The organism is Streptomyces sp. NPDC051173 (assembly GCF_040689515.1).
Taxonomy (GTDB): Bacteria; Actinomycetota; Actinomycetes; order Streptomycetales; family Streptomycetaceae; genus Streptomyces.
Window position 1 is genome coordinate 1 of record NZ_JBFBBD010000115.1, and the last position, 15,738, is coordinate 15,738.

Annotated in this window: 16 protein-coding genes and 2 pseudogenes; 12 read left to right on the forward strand and 6 right to left on the reverse strand. The window is 69.3% G+C overall.

The window, feature by feature from the left end:
* Positions 1-173: 173 nt before the first annotated feature.
* The gene (locus AB0435_RS32575) at positions 174-1,031 is read right to left on the reverse strand and encodes an LLM class F420-dependent oxidoreductase (protein WP_366003949.1); all 858 of its coding nucleotides are present in this window, start codon (positions 1,029-1,031) and stop codon (positions 174-176) included.
* 286 nt (positions 1,032-1,317) lie between these two features.
* On the opposite strand from AB0435_RS32575, the gene AB0435_RS32580 reads away from it, so the two are divergent.
* From AB0435_RS32580 to AB0435_RS32595, 4 genes are all read left to right on the forward strand, one after another.
* Entirely contained in the window at positions 1,318-2,817 is a 1,500-nt protein-coding gene (locus AB0435_RS32580; protein WP_366428581.1) for a CehA/McbA family metallohydrolase, read from the forward strand.
* Positions 2,818-2,966: 149 nt separating this feature from the next.
* Entirely contained in the window at positions 2,967-3,200 is a 234-nt protein-coding gene (locus AB0435_RS32585; RefSeq protein ID WP_366003947.1) for a hypothetical protein, read from the forward strand.
* 364 nt (positions 3,201-3,564) lie between these two features.
* On the forward strand, positions 3,565-4,005 hold the full coding sequence (locus AB0435_RS32590; protein WP_366428582.1) for a MarR family winged helix-turn-helix transcriptional regulator: 441 nt from the start codon (positions 3,565-3,567) through the stop codon (positions 4,003-4,005).
* Positions 4,006-4,327: 322 nt separating this feature from the next.
* Positions 4,328-4,585, forward strand: a complete 258-nt coding sequence (locus AB0435_RS32595; protein WP_366428583.1) for an arylamine N-acetyltransferase — start codon at positions 4,328-4,330, stop codon at positions 4,583-4,585.
* 209 nt (positions 4,586-4,794) lie between these two features.
* On the opposite strand, the pseudogene AB0435_RS32600 reads toward AB0435_RS32595, so the two are convergent.
* Positions 4,795-4,914, reverse strand: a pseudogene (locus tag AB0435_RS32600) (IS5/IS1182 family transposase); the annotation flags it as partial.
* Positions 4,915-5,203: 289 nt separating this feature from the next.
* Here AB0435_RS32600 and AB0435_RS32605 point away from each other — a divergent pair.
* The 7 genes from AB0435_RS32605 to AB0435_RS32635 all read left to right on the forward strand — a co-directional run bounded on the left by AB0435_RS32605 (position 5,204) and on the right by AB0435_RS32635 (position 11,592).
* Positions 5,204-5,866, forward strand: coding sequence for a thermostable hemolysin (locus tag AB0435_RS32605; protein ID WP_366003943.1), 663 nt, complete (start codon positions 5,204-5,206; stop codon positions 5,864-5,866).
* On the forward strand, positions 5,853-7,427 hold the full coding sequence (locus AB0435_RS32610; protein ID WP_366428584.1) for an AMP-binding protein: 1,575 nt from the start codon (positions 5,853-5,855) through the stop codon (positions 7,425-7,427). Before AB0435_RS32605 ends, AB0435_RS32610 begins: the two co-directional genes overlap by 14 nt.
* 16 nt (positions 7,428-7,443) lie before the next feature.
* Positions 7,444-8,355 (forward strand): TauD/TfdA family dioxygenase, encoded by a 912-nt coding sequence (locus AB0435_RS32615; protein WP_366003941.1) that lies wholly within the window; start codon positions 7,444-7,446, stop codon positions 8,353-8,355.
* A gap of 70 nt (positions 8,356-8,425) precedes the next feature.
* Positions 8,426-8,806: a darcynin family protein gene (locus AB0435_RS32620; protein WP_366003940.1), complete on the forward strand. Its 381-nt coding sequence runs from the start codon at positions 8,426-8,428 to the stop codon at positions 8,804-8,806.
* Complete coding sequence (locus tag AB0435_RS32625; RefSeq protein ID WP_366003939.1) at positions 8,803-9,756, forward strand: hypothetical protein; 954 nt, start codon at positions 8,803-8,805, stop codon at positions 9,754-9,756. The genes AB0435_RS32620 and AB0435_RS32625 overlap by 4 nt, the downstream gene beginning before the upstream one ends.
* Positions 9,734-11,170, forward strand: coding sequence for an MFS transporter (locus tag AB0435_RS32630; protein WP_366428585.1), 1,437 nt, complete (start codon positions 9,734-9,736; stop codon positions 11,168-11,170). Before AB0435_RS32625 ends, AB0435_RS32630 begins: the two co-directional genes overlap by 23 nt.
* Before the next feature lie 167 nt (positions 11,171-11,337).
* Positions 11,338-11,592: a hypothetical protein gene (locus AB0435_RS32635; protein ID WP_366003937.1), complete on the forward strand. Its 255-nt coding sequence runs from the start codon at positions 11,338-11,340 to the stop codon at positions 11,590-11,592.
* A gap of 19 nt (positions 11,593-11,611) precedes the next feature.
* Here the strand turns inward: AB0435_RS32635 and AB0435_RS32640 are convergent, their stop codons facing one another.
* Positions 11,612-12,571, reverse strand: coding sequence for a MarR family transcriptional regulator (locus tag AB0435_RS32640; RefSeq protein ID WP_366428586.1), 960 nt, complete (start codon positions 12,569-12,571; stop codon positions 11,612-11,614).
* 547 nt (positions 12,572-13,118) lie between these two features.
* On the opposite strand from AB0435_RS32640, the gene AB0435_RS32645 reads away from it, so the two are divergent.
* On the forward strand, positions 13,119-13,259 hold the full coding sequence (locus tag AB0435_RS32645) for a hypothetical protein (protein ID WP_366003935.1): 141 nt from the start codon (positions 13,119-13,121) through the stop codon (positions 13,257-13,259).
* Between the two features lie 7 nt (positions 13,260-13,266).
* Here the strand turns inward: AB0435_RS32645 and tgmC are convergent, their stop codons facing one another.
* The 3 genes and pseudogenes from tgmC to tgmA all read right to left on the reverse strand — a co-directional run.
* A complete protein-coding gene (tgmC, locus tag AB0435_RS32650) occupies positions 13,267-14,439 on the reverse strand; it encodes an ATP-grasp peptide maturase system methyltransferase (RefSeq protein ID WP_366428587.1) in 1,173 nt (390 codons plus the stop codon).
* Entirely contained in the window at positions 14,436-15,392 is a 957-nt protein-coding gene (gene tgmB, locus AB0435_RS32655) for an ATP-grasp ribosomal peptide maturase (RefSeq protein WP_366428588.1), read from the reverse strand. Before tgmB ends, tgmC begins: the two co-directional genes overlap by 4 nt.
* A 5-nt stretch (positions 15,393-15,397) precedes the next feature.
* A pseudogene (tgmA, locus tag AB0435_RS32660) lies at positions 15,398-15,625 on the reverse strand (putative ATP-grasp-modified RiPP); the annotation flags it as partial.
* Positions 15,626-15,738 lie beyond the last annotated feature (113 nt).

Below are 15,738 nucleotides of genomic sequence, written 5' to 3' on the forward strand. Positions count from 1 at the left end.
GGTTCTGGAACGCGGTGCGTAGTCACAGCACCCAACACGTAAGACAGCGCCACGCACCGCGTTCCAGGTCCTCAGCCCGGAGGCCACACCCCCGGCCCAGCCACCACCCAAGCCCGGCCGGCGATTGAGGCCACGCCCGAAGGGCGTCCAGGCCCCAGCCACCCCACCACCGCTCACAAAAAATCCGCATGCGCATCCAACGCCCGCAACACCTCCCCCTCCCCCGCCGAAGGCAGCCCCACCACCACCTCCCTCAAGCCCAACTCCGCGAAATGAGCAAGCTTCCCCGAGGAAGGCCGCACCGCATACGGCACCACCTCCGGCTCGCCAGGCCGCCCCGCCTCCGCCCACGCCTCGCGCAGCCGCGGCATGGAGTCCCGGAGGCCGCTGCCGCCGACGGGCAGCCAGCCGTCCGCGTACTCCGCGATGTGGGCGAAGAGCTTCGGGCCGGCCGCGCCGCCGATGAGGATGCGGGGCCCGGACAGCGGCTCGCCGTTCTTGCGGGCGCGCGGCGGCCGCACGGGCTTGGGGTGCGCCCAGCTCGCGTGGACGGAGCCGAACTCGCCCTCGTACGCGGTCGGTTCGTCCGTCCACAGCGCCCGCATCAGCGCCATCCGGTCGCGGACGAGCTCGCGCCGCCGTGCCCAGGGCACGCCGTGGTCGGCGGCCTCCTCCTTGTTCCAGCCGAAGCCGATGCCGAGCGTGAACCGGCCGCCGCTGACGTGGTCGAGCGTGGCGGCCTGCTTGGCGAGGTGGACCGGGTCGTGCTGGGCGACGAGGGCCACGCCCGTGCCGAGCGTGATCCGCTCGGTGACCGCCGCCGCCTGGCCGAGCGCGACGATCGGGTCGAGCGCGCGGCCGTACTCGCGCGGCAGCGGGCCTCCCATCGGCGCGGGCGTGTCACGGCTGACGGGGATGTGCGTGTGTTCGGGGAGGTAGAGCCCGTCGAAGCCGCGCTGCTCCAGCTCGCGCGCGAGCCGGACGGGGCTGATCGTCTCGTCGGTGAGAAAGACCGTGGTGGCAATCCGCATCCGGGGCACCTCCGTCGGGGCTGTGGCTGGCGCGGGGTGACGTGGGTCACCCCCGGGTTCCGGCTGTGGTCACCGTATGCCCAACGGGGCGTCAGGGGGACCGACCGGGCGGTCGTGCCATGCGACTGTCGTAATCCCGCCCTCCCCGTACGGCCCTCCCGGGACCGTACGGCCCTCCTTGGACCGTACGGAGACCGCAATCCACCCGCCCGCGCCCGTTCCCCCGCGCGCCACCCGGGCGTACAACGGTGTCCCTGGCGGCCCTCCCTTCCAGCCGGAGGCACTGATGCACCGACGTGAACTGCTGAGGATCGGCGCGGGCACCGCGGGCGCGCTTACGCTCGAAGGCGTGACGTTCGCCCGTGCCGACGCGCGCAGCGGCGGCGAGGAGTCCCGCAAGGTCACCGGCCGGCTGCCGGCCGGTGCGCCGGACTACGTCTACCTCCCCGTGGAGGTGCCGCACGGCGTCCGGGAGCTGGCCGTGTCCTACACCTACGACCGGCCGGCCGTCCCGCCCGGCACCCAGGGCAACGCCTGTGACATCGGCGTCTTCGACGAGCGCGGCACGGAGCTGGGCGGGCGCGGCTTCCGGGGCTGGTCGGGCGGGGCGCGCACGGAGTTCGCGATCAGCGCCGAGCGGGCGACGCCCGGCTATCTCGCGGGTCCCGTGCGGGCCGGGACCTGGCATGTGGTCCTGGGTCCCTACACGGTCGCGCCGCAGGGCCTGGCGTACGAGGTGACGGTGACCCTCCGCCACGGTCCGGCGGGCCGTACGCCGGCCCCGGTCCACCCGCCGCAGCGGGCGAAGGGGCGGGGCCGGGCGTGGTACCGCGGCGACAACCACCTCCACAGCGTCCACTCCGACGGCAAGCGCACCCCCGCCGAGATCGCGGCCGCGGCGCGTGCCGCCGGGCTGGACTGGATCACGACGACCGAGCACAACACGACGTCCGCGCACGGCGCGTGGGAGGGGCTGTGGGGCCCGAAACCAGAAGGGGACCTGCTGATCCTGACCGGCGAGGAGGTCACCACCCGCAACGGCCACGTGGTGGCGCTGGGCACCGACCCCGGCGTCTTCGTCGACTGGCGCTACCGCGCCCGCGACCACGTCTTCGGCCGCTTCGCGCGCGTCGTCCACCGGGCGGGCGGCCTGGTCGTCCCCGCCCACCCGCACGCGACCTGCGTCGGCTGCGGCTGGAAGTTCGGCTTCGCCGACGCCGACGCGGTGGAGGTGTGGAACGGCCCGTTCACCCCGGACGACGAGATCGCGATCGCCGAGTGGGACAACACGCTCGTCGCCTCCGTACGCCAGGGCAGACCCTGGCTGCCCGCCATGGGCAACAGCGACGCCCACCGCGAGCCGCAGGTCGTCGGCCTGCCCCAGACGGTCGTCCTCGCCGACGACCTGTCCCGTCCCGCGCTCCTGGACGCCATCCGCTCCGGCCGCAGCTGGATCGCGGAATCCTCGGCGGTGAAGCTGTCGTTCACGGCGACGGGCGAGCGCGGCGCGCACGCGGGCATCGGCGAACGGCTGCGCGTGGACGCCGGTTCGCAGGTCGCGGTGCGGCTGGAGGTGACAGGCGCCCCGGGCTGCACGGCGGTCCTCGTGACGGACCAGGGCCCGCTCCTCACCACGCCCGTCCCGGCGGACGGCCGCGTCGAATGGCGGACGACGCCGTCGTACGCGGCGTACGTACGGGCCGAGGTCCGGCACGCGTCGGGGGACGACGGATCGCCGGGGGCGATGGCGGCGATGACGAACCCCGTCTTCCTCGGGCGGGAGTGACGCGGCGGGAGTGATGCACGGAGTGATGCACGGAGTGATGCGGCTAGGAGGGGGACCCTTACGGGGCGTTGCCCCGGCCGGGGCGCCGTGGACCCCCGAAGATGGGCCGAGCCGCCTGTGGCTCACCCGTCAAGAGGAGAAGGTGTTCCATGCGTGCCCACATCCGTAAGCCCGTCACCGCCGGTGTCCTGACCGCCGCGGCGCTGCTCGGGAGCGCCGGTGCCGCTCCCGCCCACGACGGCTCCCCCGCCCTGGACCGGGGAGCGAGCGGGATGGTCTCGGGCCAGAACCTCCAGATCCTCAGCGGCCTCCCGCACGCCTGCGAGGCCGGCCTCGACGGGCAGGTCTTCCTCCACGCGGCGGCGAGCTGCGTACGGAGCTAGGCCTGTCCGGCGGATCTTGTGGTCGGTGCTGCGGGTCTTGTGGTCGGTGCTGCGGGTGGTCGTCGTCCGCACCACCGCTGCGCGGCGGTGTCCTCAAACGCCGGACGGGCTTGGGTGGTGGTTGGACCGGGGGTGTGACCTCCGGGCTGAGGACCTGGAACGCGGTGCGTGGCGCCGTGAGGCGTATTGGGTGCTGTGACTACGCACCGCGTTCCAGAACCTCACCCTCCGGCCCCACCCCCTCCCGCCGGTGGGCAACATCAGCCTTTGATCCCTCCCGACGGCCGACGCTTGACCTCAAGCTTGCTTCAGGTTCTACGTTCGTTCTCACCAGCCAAGATCGACAGACGGTGAGGGCAGAACCATGGAGTACTCGCACAGCGACGCCGAACTGATCAAGCAGCCGATCGGCTACTGGGCCACCGCGGCAGGCCGTGCCGTGGTCGGGAACATCCGGTCCGGACTCGCCCAGTACGGGATATCGCAGCCGCAGTGGTGGGTGCTCAACCGGAACGGTGAGACCCGCGAAGAGGTGACGTCCTTGCTGCTCCACTACGTCATGCCGGGCGACGACCTCGAAGCCGAGATCGACGACCTGCTCGACCGGGGGCTGATCACTCTCGGCGAGAAGAACCGCATCACCCTGACCGCCGAGGGCGAGAAGGTCTTCGCCCGGTGCGCGGCCTGGCAGAAGGCCGCGCGCGAACGCACCCACGACGGCGTCCCGGACGAGGAGTACCTCACCACGCTCAAGGTGTTGCAGCGGATGATCCACAACGTGGGCGGCGAGGGGTGGCACCACTAGGGTCCCGACGCGTTGACCGCCGGACCCACCGGAGCGCACATGGGCGGGCGCGACGAGGGCCTCCGGGCAGGGAACACGTCCCCGGGCCGCCCCTTTCGAGTGGCGCGCGTTTCTCGGATGATCCGAACGGTGAAGACGAAGACGACGGCCAAGCCGCCCCCGCCCGGACCCACCAGCCGCGGGCCCGGTCGGGGGCCCGACGCCGGGGCGGGGAGGCATCCGGTGCCGACGGCCGTGCGTTTGACCTCAAGGCAGGCCGGGGTCCTACCTTCGTTCCCACCGGACAGTGATCGACAGACGATGCCCTGAGGAGAACCCCCGCATGTGGAACGGCGACGCACTCGACCTCGACGCCTATCTGGCACACCTCGGGTACGAGGGGGACCGCTCCCCCACCCTGGCGACGCTGCGGGCCCTGCACCGGGCGCACGTCCTCTCCGTGCGCTGGGAGAACGTCGAGGCGGTGCTGCGCAACAGCCGCCCGCTCGACCTCGCGTCGGTCCAGGCCAGGCTGATCGGCAGCCCGCTCGGCGGCACGTGTTTCGAGCGAGTTGCGCTTGCAGCGCGTGCAGGGCTTTGACCTGCACTTGCACACCGTCTTCCTCCTGCAGAGCCGTCATCGGCCCGCCCGTGGCCCACCAGCGGGCAGGGAAGTCAGTGATAGCGCGGGGCCTCATCAGAGGCCACTGCCAGCACGTGTTCGGCCGCCTGAATGCCTTCGGCTGTCTGCTCCAGGCCGACAGCGCCTTCTTCGAGACTCCGCGTCTTGTCGACCGGGGGCGACCGGCAACGGGGCCAGTCCCGTTTCGCCGCCGCGTTCAGCTCTGCCTGAAGCACTTCATGCAGTTGCTGTGACACCCCGGCCTCGTTCCAGTCCTTCAGCCGCCGCCAGCATGTCATCCCCGAGCCGCCAGGTCCTCGACAAACCGTAGCCGTGCGGGGGAGCCCAGCTCCGGAGCGCCCACGTGGTGCGTGTGGACAACCCTCATCCACTCGGTCATCAGTGGTCGATGCCAGCGCCGCAGCCACGTAAGCCGTGTCGCGAAGGCGCCACCCCCGTGTCGCTTTCCCGGCGGGGCTTGGCACCCCAAGAGGCCCGGCCGTCCGGCAATGTTTTCCGTGTCAGCAGGCCCTGAGGGGAAGCCGCCGGCCGGGGGATCCGAAGGCGGGCATGCGAAGGAAATGGGGGGAAATCCTTATGCACATCTCTGTCGCAGCGCGACTGAGTAAAGACTGGAGCGAGGCAAGCGATTTCGTCCGAGCTCGATACGAACGGGCCTACCGGGCGGACATCCTGCCTGATCCGGACTGCTTCATCATCGCCAGGAAGACGGTGAGCGCCTCCGGTCCGCAATCCGGGCAGCGGATCGTCGCCTGCGGTGGTCTGACGTTCAACTCCGACCGCGGATTCTTTTCTGAGCGCTACCTGGAGCGGCCCATCGACGAGGTCGTCCGGGCGGCCACCGGCCAGGCGTGTGACCGCGAGGACATAGTCGAGATCGGCTCGCTGGCCGGCGGCGGGGGCGCGGGCCTGGAGCTGGTCCGGTTACTGCCGATCCTCTCTTGGTGCCACGGGATGCGCTTCCTGATGTGCACGGTCACCGCGGAGCTCACCCAGACACTGGACCGTGTCGGAATTGAATTCCAGCCGCTCGCGGAATCCTCCGCGGACCGTCTCACCGCATTTGAGCGGCAGCGCTGGGGAACGTACTACGACCACCGGCCCACGGTCGGCGTGATCGACCTGGAAGGCATTTCCAGTCTCTTCTCGCAGACCACCGGAAAGTACAACTTCACCAATCTGCAGGTAGCCCTGCGCGGTGAGCGGAGCGGAAAGGAGCTGACTCATGCGACTCGTTGAGGATGCGCTCCGGCATCGGATCGCCAATGATGATGTCTTCGTCGAGGTGTTTGCTTCCGGGCGCGGAAACGACGTAGCCCGCTCATACTCCTACCGGCAGATCCTGCACGCGGCCGCTGGTTTGGCCTCTGGCCTTGACCGGGTCTCCGACGCTGCCGGGACCAAGGTTGCCGTCGTCATGGGCAACTCGCCCGACTTCGTCACCGCCGACTTGGCCCTGCTGGGCAGCGGGCGGACCGAGGTGCCCGTACCGCTGGCGTTCTCCGCGGACCAGGCCGCCTCGCTGCTGTGTGACGCGGACGTGTGCCTGGTCGACGGCCCCGGCGAGAGGCGCCTGGCAGAGTGGGGGCGGGAATCGATCCTGCCCGCCCGTTGCCCCGTACTGCGCGTCGATGTGGAAGATCTGCTGGTCGATCCGTACGACGCGGTGCCGCCGTTGTTCACCTCGGCTACGCCCGGCGACCGCATTGGGAAAATCATCCACACCTCCGGGACGACCTCGAAGCCCAAGGGTGTCCGTATTCGCACCACCGGCCTTGACGCGCTGCTGACCTCGCTGCGTGCGGTCATGCCGCCCGGGTCGTACGGGCGTTATCTGTCCCTGGTCCCCTTCAGCCTCCTCATCGAACAGGTCACAGCCCTCTACATGGTGATCCTGGACGGCGGCAGGGTGATGCTGCTGCCCGAGGACGCCCCCCTCGTCGGAACGTCCGCCTCCGCCACCCAGCGCGCACTCCCGTACGTGGCGGAGGCCCGGGCCTCCGCCCTGGTGGTCACACCAGCGCTGGCCGAGATGCTGGCCGACGAGATCGAGCGAACCGGCGTTACGGCCGTCTTCGGCACCGTGCAGGTGCCACTGGTGTGCTGCGGCGGCGCCCCGGTCGACCCGGGCGTCCTGGCCCGCCTGGACGCCGGCGGAGTGCCGGTCTACGAGGGCTACGGCCTGAGCGAGAACAGCTCCGTGGTGAGCTGGAACTCGCCCGGCGCCCGCAAGGTCGGCACCGTCGGTCGTGCCCTGCCGCATGTACGGACGAAGCTGGCGGCTGACGGCGAGCTGCTGATCACCAGCGACTCGCTCTTCGCGGGCTACTCGCGTCAGGACCCATCTAGTTGCGAGCTCGACCCGGACCACTGGCTGCACACCGGAGACCTCGCCGAGATCGACGTCGACGGGTACATCAGCATCATCGGCCGCAAGAAGAACATCATCATCACCGCGGCCGGTCGCAACATCGCCCCCGAATGGGTCGAGGCGCGCTACCGCTCGCTGCCTGGCATCCGCGCCTGTGCCGTCTTCGGAGACGGACTGGAGTCCCTGCACGGCCTCTTCCTGGTCCCGCCAGGTGCCGACGTGAAGCAAACCCGCCACGGCATCGAGGAGTTCGGACTGCGCGAGCTGTCCGCGGTCGAGCGCGTCGCCGTCATCCACACGCTGGAGGGCACCGAGGAGACGTACCGCGAATTCTTCACCGTCACCGGACGGCCTCGACGCCGCGAGATAGCCGACGCCGCCGCGAACGGCCGCTTCCGCCACCTCCTCCCTGCCCTGACCCCGGCCTGACTGGAGCCTGATCATCATGTTTGCCGCCATCACTGCCCCGTTCGGCGCCGGCCATGGCCGCCTGATCACCGCCGCCGAAGGCGCCGCACTGTCCGACCTGCGGCCGCAGGAGGTCGTAGCAGAGCTCGCGGAGGCCGGATTCCTGCTGCTGCGCGGATTCACCCCCTCTCTGGAGGACTTCTCCCTCTTCGTCAAGCACCACTCCGACCGCGTGACCCTCGACCCCGCACGCTCCTTCTACGGCGGCGACGTCGCCCAGAAGGTGGACGCTGGTTACGACTCCGTGGGCTTGCACACCGAGAACGGCAACAGCCCGTTCGCACCCGACCTGACCTGGTTCCTGTCGGAAAAGGCCGCGTCGAGTGGCTCCCAGACGACGGTCTGCGACGGCTACCGCGTCTGGGACGCCTTCAGCGAGCGGACCCGAGCCACCTGCCTCGCCCAAGACATCCTCTACAGCCGGAGGGTGGACGAGGCCCGCTGGAAGGGCTTCGTCAGCCACCACTCCGGCGGAATGAAGTCCCCTGAGGACAGCACCGTCGACGACATGCGCACACTCGCCCAAGGGCAGGGCCGTACGGTCATCGAGCTCCTCGACGACGGCGCCATCCGATACGACTTCTTCATCCCGGCCGCCCACCCGACTGTTTTCGGCGAGCGACTCGCCTTCGCCAACAGCATCCTGGGCCCCTCGAACAACTACGAGCCCCCACGCATCACCTTCGCCGACGGCACGCCATTCGACGCGGAGCTCGTCGAGGAGACCGAGCGGGTGACCGCCGCCATGACCGAAGAGATCACGTGGCGGGACGGGGACGTGGCGCTCGTCGACAACACCCGGGTGATGCACGGCCGTCGACCGATCGAGGACCCCGAGCGGACGATCTACAACGCCCAGAGCTACATGGCCGCAGAGCTGCGTCCCTGACGCGCGCTGCCGCCTGGGCCAGGCGTCTCGTCCAGCCCGCCGTGCCCCACCCGAAAGGACTTCGGACCTCATGCTCTACACCATCGTTCTCAGCTACGCCTTCAGTCCCGCCTGGCTCAACCTCACCCGTGACGAGCGGAACGCAATGGAGGAGCGGTACATCCAGCCGGTCTTCGCCAAGTACGCCGACCAGGTCTCGGCCCGCTTCTTCGACGCCGAGGCGTTCCACGCGCAGCACACCGACTTCGCCCTGCTGGAGACCACAGACCTCCAGGCGTACTACCACCTCGTCGAGGAACTCCGCGACACCCCGCTGATCGGCGGTCAATATCTCGCCTTCACCGACATCAAGATCGGCATTGAGGACGGCTACCGCGCCTTCGAAGAGTCAACTGCCGGTTCTGCCGCGTCCGCCGAGTCCGCCTCGACCGCCGAGGAGATCCAGAAGTGACCAACGCAGCCCCCGCCTTCGCCCCTGCCGCCGTCGACGCAGAGCTCGCCGCCCCCGGCACCCTCCCGGCCATCACCGCCGACGCCCACACCAACACCTTCCACCCCGGCGCTTTCGACTGGTCTCTCGACCGGACTCCCGAGGAGCTCGACTTCCTGTCCCGGCTCTGCTTCGAGGAGTCCGGCCACGAGGAGGCGTCAATCGCCTACCTCACCAAGGAGCTTGCTCAACTCGCTGAGATCGAACGACACGTGGCGGCCGTCATGGCGCTTATCCTCGCGGAGCTGCAGAGCGACGACTCCCCGCTGAACCGCGGCGACGACCTCCACTACGCGCTGTCCTGCTTCGGTGCCGAGGAGACCCAGCACGCCAACACCTTCTACCGTTACATCCGCACCCTCTCCGGCCACGACCTGAAGCTGGGCGACAATCTCTTCGCCGAGCGCTTCGCCCTCTACCAGGGCCCGCAGTCGCCCTGGGTGAAGTTGGCAGCCCTGTGCTGCTCGGCGTACGTCGGCGAGTCGGTGATCACCGTTTTCGAGCGGCGCACCGAACTGATGGACCCGCAGCGCTCCCGTTTCTTCACAGACCTGCTGTACAAGCACGGCCTGGACGAGGCCCGCCACATCAAGGTCGACCACCTTGTCATGAACGTGGTGATCCCCGGTCTCTCCGACGCCGAGAAGGTCGAAATGCGCATGCTCCTCGACGCAACCGAGGACTACAACCGCGAACTGGCCGCCCGCTTCTCCGCCTCCGTCATCGGCACCTTCGGCTTCGACTACACGGCGGGCAACGTCGCTCACGAGATCCAGATGCAGCTCACTCAGATGTTCGCCGCGCACTCCCACGGCAACGGCGGCGTGTACCGCTCCATCGACGATGGCCTCGACCCCCAGGCCCGCCTTCTGATCAAGGAGTTCACCGATGCCGAGGCCGTCCATGCCTGAGACGCTCGCCCGTCCACAGCTGGCCGCCTCAGCGGCGAAGGACTCCACCAAGGCCCCCGCCAAGGCCCTGATCGCCAGCATCCTCCTTGCCCTCTTCCTCTCCGCCATCGACTCCACCGCCGTCGGCGCCCTGCTCCCGACCATCGCACACGGCTTCGGCTACGAGTCGCTCTACCCCTGGCTGATCTCCGGCTTCCTGCTGGCCAGCGTGCTGGCCGTGCCCTTCGCGGGCCTCGCCGCGGACCGCTGGGGCAGCCGGGCGGCCATGACCGTCGCGCTCGGCTGGTTCGCCGCCTCCTCGCTCGCCGTGGCGCTGGTGACGGACATGCCCTCGCTCATCGCAGCCCGCGCCGCGCAGGGCGTCGGCGCCGGCGGGGTGACCGCGCTCTCGTACGTGCTGATCGGGCAGGCCTTCGGCAATGCGGGCCGTGCCAAGATGCAGGGGCTGCTCTCCTCGGTCTGGGGCCTCGCGGCCGTCGCCGGTCCGCTGCTCGGCACGGCAGTGCAGGTCACGGTCGGCTGGCGCTGGCTCTTCGCCGCGAACGTGCCACTCGCGGCCGTCGCCGTCGCCATGATCCTCAAGTACGGCCCGAGCAGCCGCTCGCAAGCCCCGGGCAAGGGACCCGACCGGGTCGCGCTCACCACGTTCGCCGCCGCGCTCACCGCATTCCTCCTTCTGCTCGTCGGCCCCACCCTGCACCTGCGGGCCTGGTCCTACGGAGTTCTCGCCGCGATCCTCGTCGCCGCCGTGATGGCGCACGTCCGCCGACTGCGCACCCCCGGACGTACGGGCATGGTGCCCGCGGACTTCGCCGTCCGCCCGGCGCAGCGCAACGCGGGCCTGGTCACCATCGGCGCCGCCGTGACCCTCTACGCGTCAGTGACCCTGCTGCCCCTGGCGCTCACCTCCTCCGGCAGCGCCAGCAGCGGCACCGCCGGCCTGCTCGTCGCCCCCGGCGCCCTGGGTTGGGTCGTGGGCTCGGCGCTCACCGCCCGCCTGCTGCAGCAGCGTCCGGCCCGTACGATCGCGATCGGCGGAGCGTTCCTGCTGGCGCTCGGCGCAGGCATCCTCACTGGCTTCCCCGGCACGTCGGTCGCCGCGACCGCCGTCGCCGAGCTGCTGATCGGCGTCGGTACGGGCCTGGTCACCTCGACCGCCCTGGTCCACGTCCAGAACGCGGCTCCAGCCCACCTCATGGGCGCGCACACCTCCACAGTGACACTTCTGCGCAACCTCGGCGCCGCCATTGGCGTCAACCTCCTGGCAACGGTGCAGACCACCGCAGCCCGGAACATCGGCGGACTTCACGCCGAGGCCGACGCCTACCGCATCGCCTTCGCCGTCCTCACCGCCCTCGCGGTGCTGACCATCCTGGCCGCGGGCCGACTTCGGCAGGCATCCACGAGGGACTGAACACGTACAACGGAATGAGTCCGCGTAGGCTTGTCAGCCCCCGTGGGAGCCTCACCGAGGCTCCCAGGCGGGGGCGGCAGCGTCTCGCACCGCCTGATCATCTCTGATTGCCCCCGCCTCGATCCCATCTTCGGCCTTCTGTTCCCCCACACCCCGAGGAATCTGCTGTGATCACCCTTACCGCCCCCGACCGTTCTCTCCGTCGTACGAGCGCTCTCACGGCGGCCCGCGCCGCGGCGCTCCTGCCGCCCGGCTGGTACGAAGACCTGCACGTCGACGAGGACGGGAACATCCACATCCGGCCCACCGTTGGAGCCGGGCACGAAGCCTTGACCAATGTGCTCAGCCACCCGGCGCTGCAAGGCTGGCAGCTCGCCGAGGGACCGGAGGCAATGCCCTGCGCCGCGTGCACGGCGCTCTGAGGCCCCGCTTCCCGGCGCCTCAGAGCCACCCCCGCTCCTTTGCCTGCACGGCGGCCTGGAAACGGCTGGTGGCGTCCATCTTCCCCAGCACATTGGCAACGTAGCGTTGAAAGGTCCGCAGGGAGACGCCCAGTTGACGGGCCGCGACCTCATCCTTGTCGACCCGCGAAAGCACGTCCAGCACCTGCTTGTCGAGCTCGGACAGCGGACAATCACCGTCGCCGTCCACGATGGCCATATCCACGGCCGACGGCCAGGTTCGCTCGAAGAGGTCCACGATGCCAGCCACCAGCCCCGGTTGGCGTACGACCACGGCACCCCGCTGGTTCTCACCCGGATCGAGCGGCACGACGGCCTGGCTCTGGTCGTAGATGACCATTCGCTGAAGCGGTTCCTCCATGCAGCGGATCTGCGCTCCCGCAGCCCTGAGCTCTTCCAGATACGCCTTGGTCAGGGCGTCTTGCAGGGCCTCGCGCATGACTACCATCCGGAAGCCAAGGCCGCGGCGCAGACAACGCATGTCGAGAGGGCGAGCCGCCTCGATGTTCTTAACCCGCCAGGGCGAGCTGGGGTGGATCGCCATGACCTCGCGGTATGCGAAGAAGGCCAGTTCGTCCAGCCGGGCCCAGATCTCCTGCCCGCCGGTGATGTGCTCGATGTCTGCGGCCGGCGCCTGTACTCCCTGCCGGAACTCCTGCCCCAGCACGGAGATTGCCGATCTGGCCACGTTCAACTGCCGCATTTGCACGCGCAGGCCGGCCAAGGCGTCCTCGATGAGCCGCTCGACGCCGATAGCAGGGTCGACCGCTGTGACACCGCCATCGCGCCTGTGCACCAGGCCCAGGAGGGTCAACCGCTCCAGATTGGAACTGACCTCCGATCCAGTCAGCCCCAGCCCCACGCAGATCTCCTCGATGGTTCCTTTCTCCCCCTTCAACAGGAACCGGTAAATCTGCTCTTCCTCCTCAGTGACTCCCAAACAACCCAGGAGCACTTCATCCCCCCAGTTCCCAGCATCTCACCATGATCACGATCAAAGCTTGATAGTTACACGCACCCTCGGCGGGACGATCGAGCAGGAATACATTTGACCATCATTTTACCGACGGAGGTCTTTCTGGCGCGCCAGCCACTGACCCCTGAAAAAGAGCGCCGACTCCTATGGAGACGCTGCCGCTCGTCCCCTTAAAAATGATACTCAAAGCACGGTCAGAGAGGGCGCGTTGACAACCTGAGGCACCGCTGGTCCAGGGTTTGACGCATGTGTCGAGCTGGGCAGTGGTGGTTCTCGTGGCGTGGTCGCTCTCATCGAGGTCGGTGAGGGATTTTCCAGCCAGAGTGGTCTTGCGGAAAAGCGCTACCGGCCTTTCTGTCGTGGTCGTTGCTGCCGACGATTGGGAAGGACAGGCCAATCGAGGTCAGCGGCGGCACATTGAGACCGTGTTCTACACGGCGAGTTCGAGGACGACCAAGCGACCAACGCGGCGAGGCCACTGACACCCCGAGGCATCCTTCTCGCCGCGTTCATGACCGTCGCATCCGCGCTGAGTCCGCTCGGAGAGCGGCGGGCGCTGGAGACACACGAGGTGCCGAAGGTCCTGGCCGATGTCTTCGGGGTCGAGCTGCCGGCGGATGACGTCAAGCTGCTGCTGCGCAAGCTGGCTTGAGATCCCGCTAGGCCAGACGGTGCTCCCAGTGCAGGGCCGGGCTCTCACCGATCCCATAGATGTGGGCCTTCAGGGTGACCTTCATCCGCACTGAGCCGATGTCCGGACGACCGGCCGCCTGCCAGGCCATGAGCGCGCTCTCGATATCGCTCCAGAGGGCCACGGGGCCACCCTCGCGGACCGTCCAGCCGTCGCCGTGCGAAGTGAGCGCCGCGAAGGACTCCCGTTCGGTGTCGAACAGGTAGGCCGTCTCGGCGCCGCCATCGGGGACGACCTGGATCAACTGAACGCCAGGAGCGGCCAGTTGGGCGAGGAAGGCGGGCATCCACTCCTCCAGCAGCCGAGGCGATACGAGGGTGTCGCGCTCGCTGTCCGCGTACGCGGTCCGGTCCGTCAGATTCCCGGCGGACGGCACGACGGCTTGTGAGCGGGCCGGCATGAACGACGAACGGCCGATGATCCGGCCCTCGGCCGTGCCGTCGTCCTTCACCGTGAGCTTGGCCAGCCCCGTGCCGTACGACCAGGAGCCGACAGTGGCCAGGATGGTGCCGCCGGGCTTGGTCTGGCGGACCCACGCGTAGGGAATGCGGCGGACGGCACAGGTGGCGATCGTCCGGTCGTAGGGCGCCCGCCCGGGGTTGCCGAGCAGGCCGTCGCCGGTGACCGTCCAGGTCGAGTATCCGGCCGTCTCCAGCGCGGCGTCCGCTCGGGCCGCGACCTCCGGATCCACCTCGACGCTGCTGACGTTGTCCTCGCCGAGCCGGTGGCACATCAGCGCGGTCGAGTACCCGGTCCCGGTGCCGATCTCCAGTACGGAATGGCCGTCCTCGACGTCCAACGCCTCGATCATGCCGACCACCGTGGCCGGGACCGTGGAGGAGGACGTCGGAATCCCACGGACGGGCTCGGCGACCTGGTCGGCCACCAGGTGGCCGTCGAGCTGGGTGACCAGCGACTGGTCGCTGTAGACGATCTCCGCCCACTCCTCCGGCCCGGCACCGGGCGCGGTGACCGGCTTCCAGTGGCCGTCGTCGGCGGGCAGGAAGACCCCGGGCCGCAGGAACAGCTCACGGGGCACGGCCTCGACTGCCGCCCGCCACGCGGGATGGGACAGGTCACCGCTCGCCTCGAGCCGGTCGGCGAGCGCGCGGCGCGCGGCCGTGGTGTCGGGCAGGGTCATGGTCCTCCTCGTTCGAGCAGGTCGGCGAAGGCCGAGGTCAGGGGCAGCCCCGTTGCGTCCTCCAGCCAACCCCACTGGCCGTTCGGATTCAGCTCCAACCAGTGGGATTCGCCCTCGCGGTCGATGGCGAGGTCGAAGCTGCCGCTGCTCAGCCCGAAGTGCTCCAGGTATGCGGTCAACGCCTTCTCCAGCCTGCCCGGCAGATCGACGACGCTGTAGCTGAGCGCGCCGTAATCCTTGCGCCAGTCCAGCAAGTCGGAGTCGATACGTACCGCGAACACCCTGGTGCCGACGACCACCACGCGCAGGTCGGCGACCTTGTCCACGCGGGCCTGGAACAGGTGCGGCACCACCGTGACCGATTCGTCCAGCTCGTCGGCGGCGACCGGCTCGGTCCAGGTCGTGAGCCCCGTGTCCCCTTGCCGGTACGGCGTCCAGCGCAGCACCTTGTGGACGACCTCGCGGTGGGCGGAAATGAACGCGCGCGCCTCGTCCAGGTCGTTGGAGACCAAGGTGGGAGGAACGGTGAGGCGCAGGCGCTGAGCCACGGCGAGTTGCAGGGGCTTGTGCTCGGCTTCGAGGTTTCGCAGCGGGTGGTTGACGTACCGGCACCCGGGCAGCGCGTAGAGCACGCCGCCCAGCCCGTGCCGCACCTGGGCGGCGGCGAACCGGGCGTCCGGTCCGTCCAGATGCCCGAAGTCCGGCCAGGTGGGCCGGCGCCAGTACAGCGAGCGAATACCCGCCAGGCCGGCGATTCTCGACGGGGTCCGGACCTGCCCGGCCATGGGGGCCGGGCAGGTGCCGAATCGGGCCGAGACCGCAAGATCCGCGCCGATGTCGGCGGGGTTGAACCTGACAACCGGCACGTTCCGCCGGTTGAGTTCGGTGATGACCATGTCGGCGGTCTGATCGTCCGCCTCAGTGGCCACCACCACCGGTCCCGTCTCCGTCATGGCCATCAGTCCTGAGTGCTGTCCTGGTCGTGGTCGGAGTCGTTGCGGCTGTCCAGATTGGTGCTCTGCGGATTGGTCTCGGTGCCCTTGCTGGTGCCGTGCTTGCCCATTTCCACCAACAGGCCTTTGCCGTCTCGGAACACCCCGGTCTGGGTGTCCGGGTCGATGGTGACGGTGGCGAACGGCTGCACGTAGACCGTCGGGTACGGTCGCATCCGGCCGACGCCCCACGGACGTGTGTTCTCGTTCTGCGTGACTCCTCCACCCCCTGAAGGGGGTGGCTTCTCGCTATGCCGGTTGAGCTTCGCGACGGACCAGCCCGGCCCGTAGAACGTTCAGGGCGCCC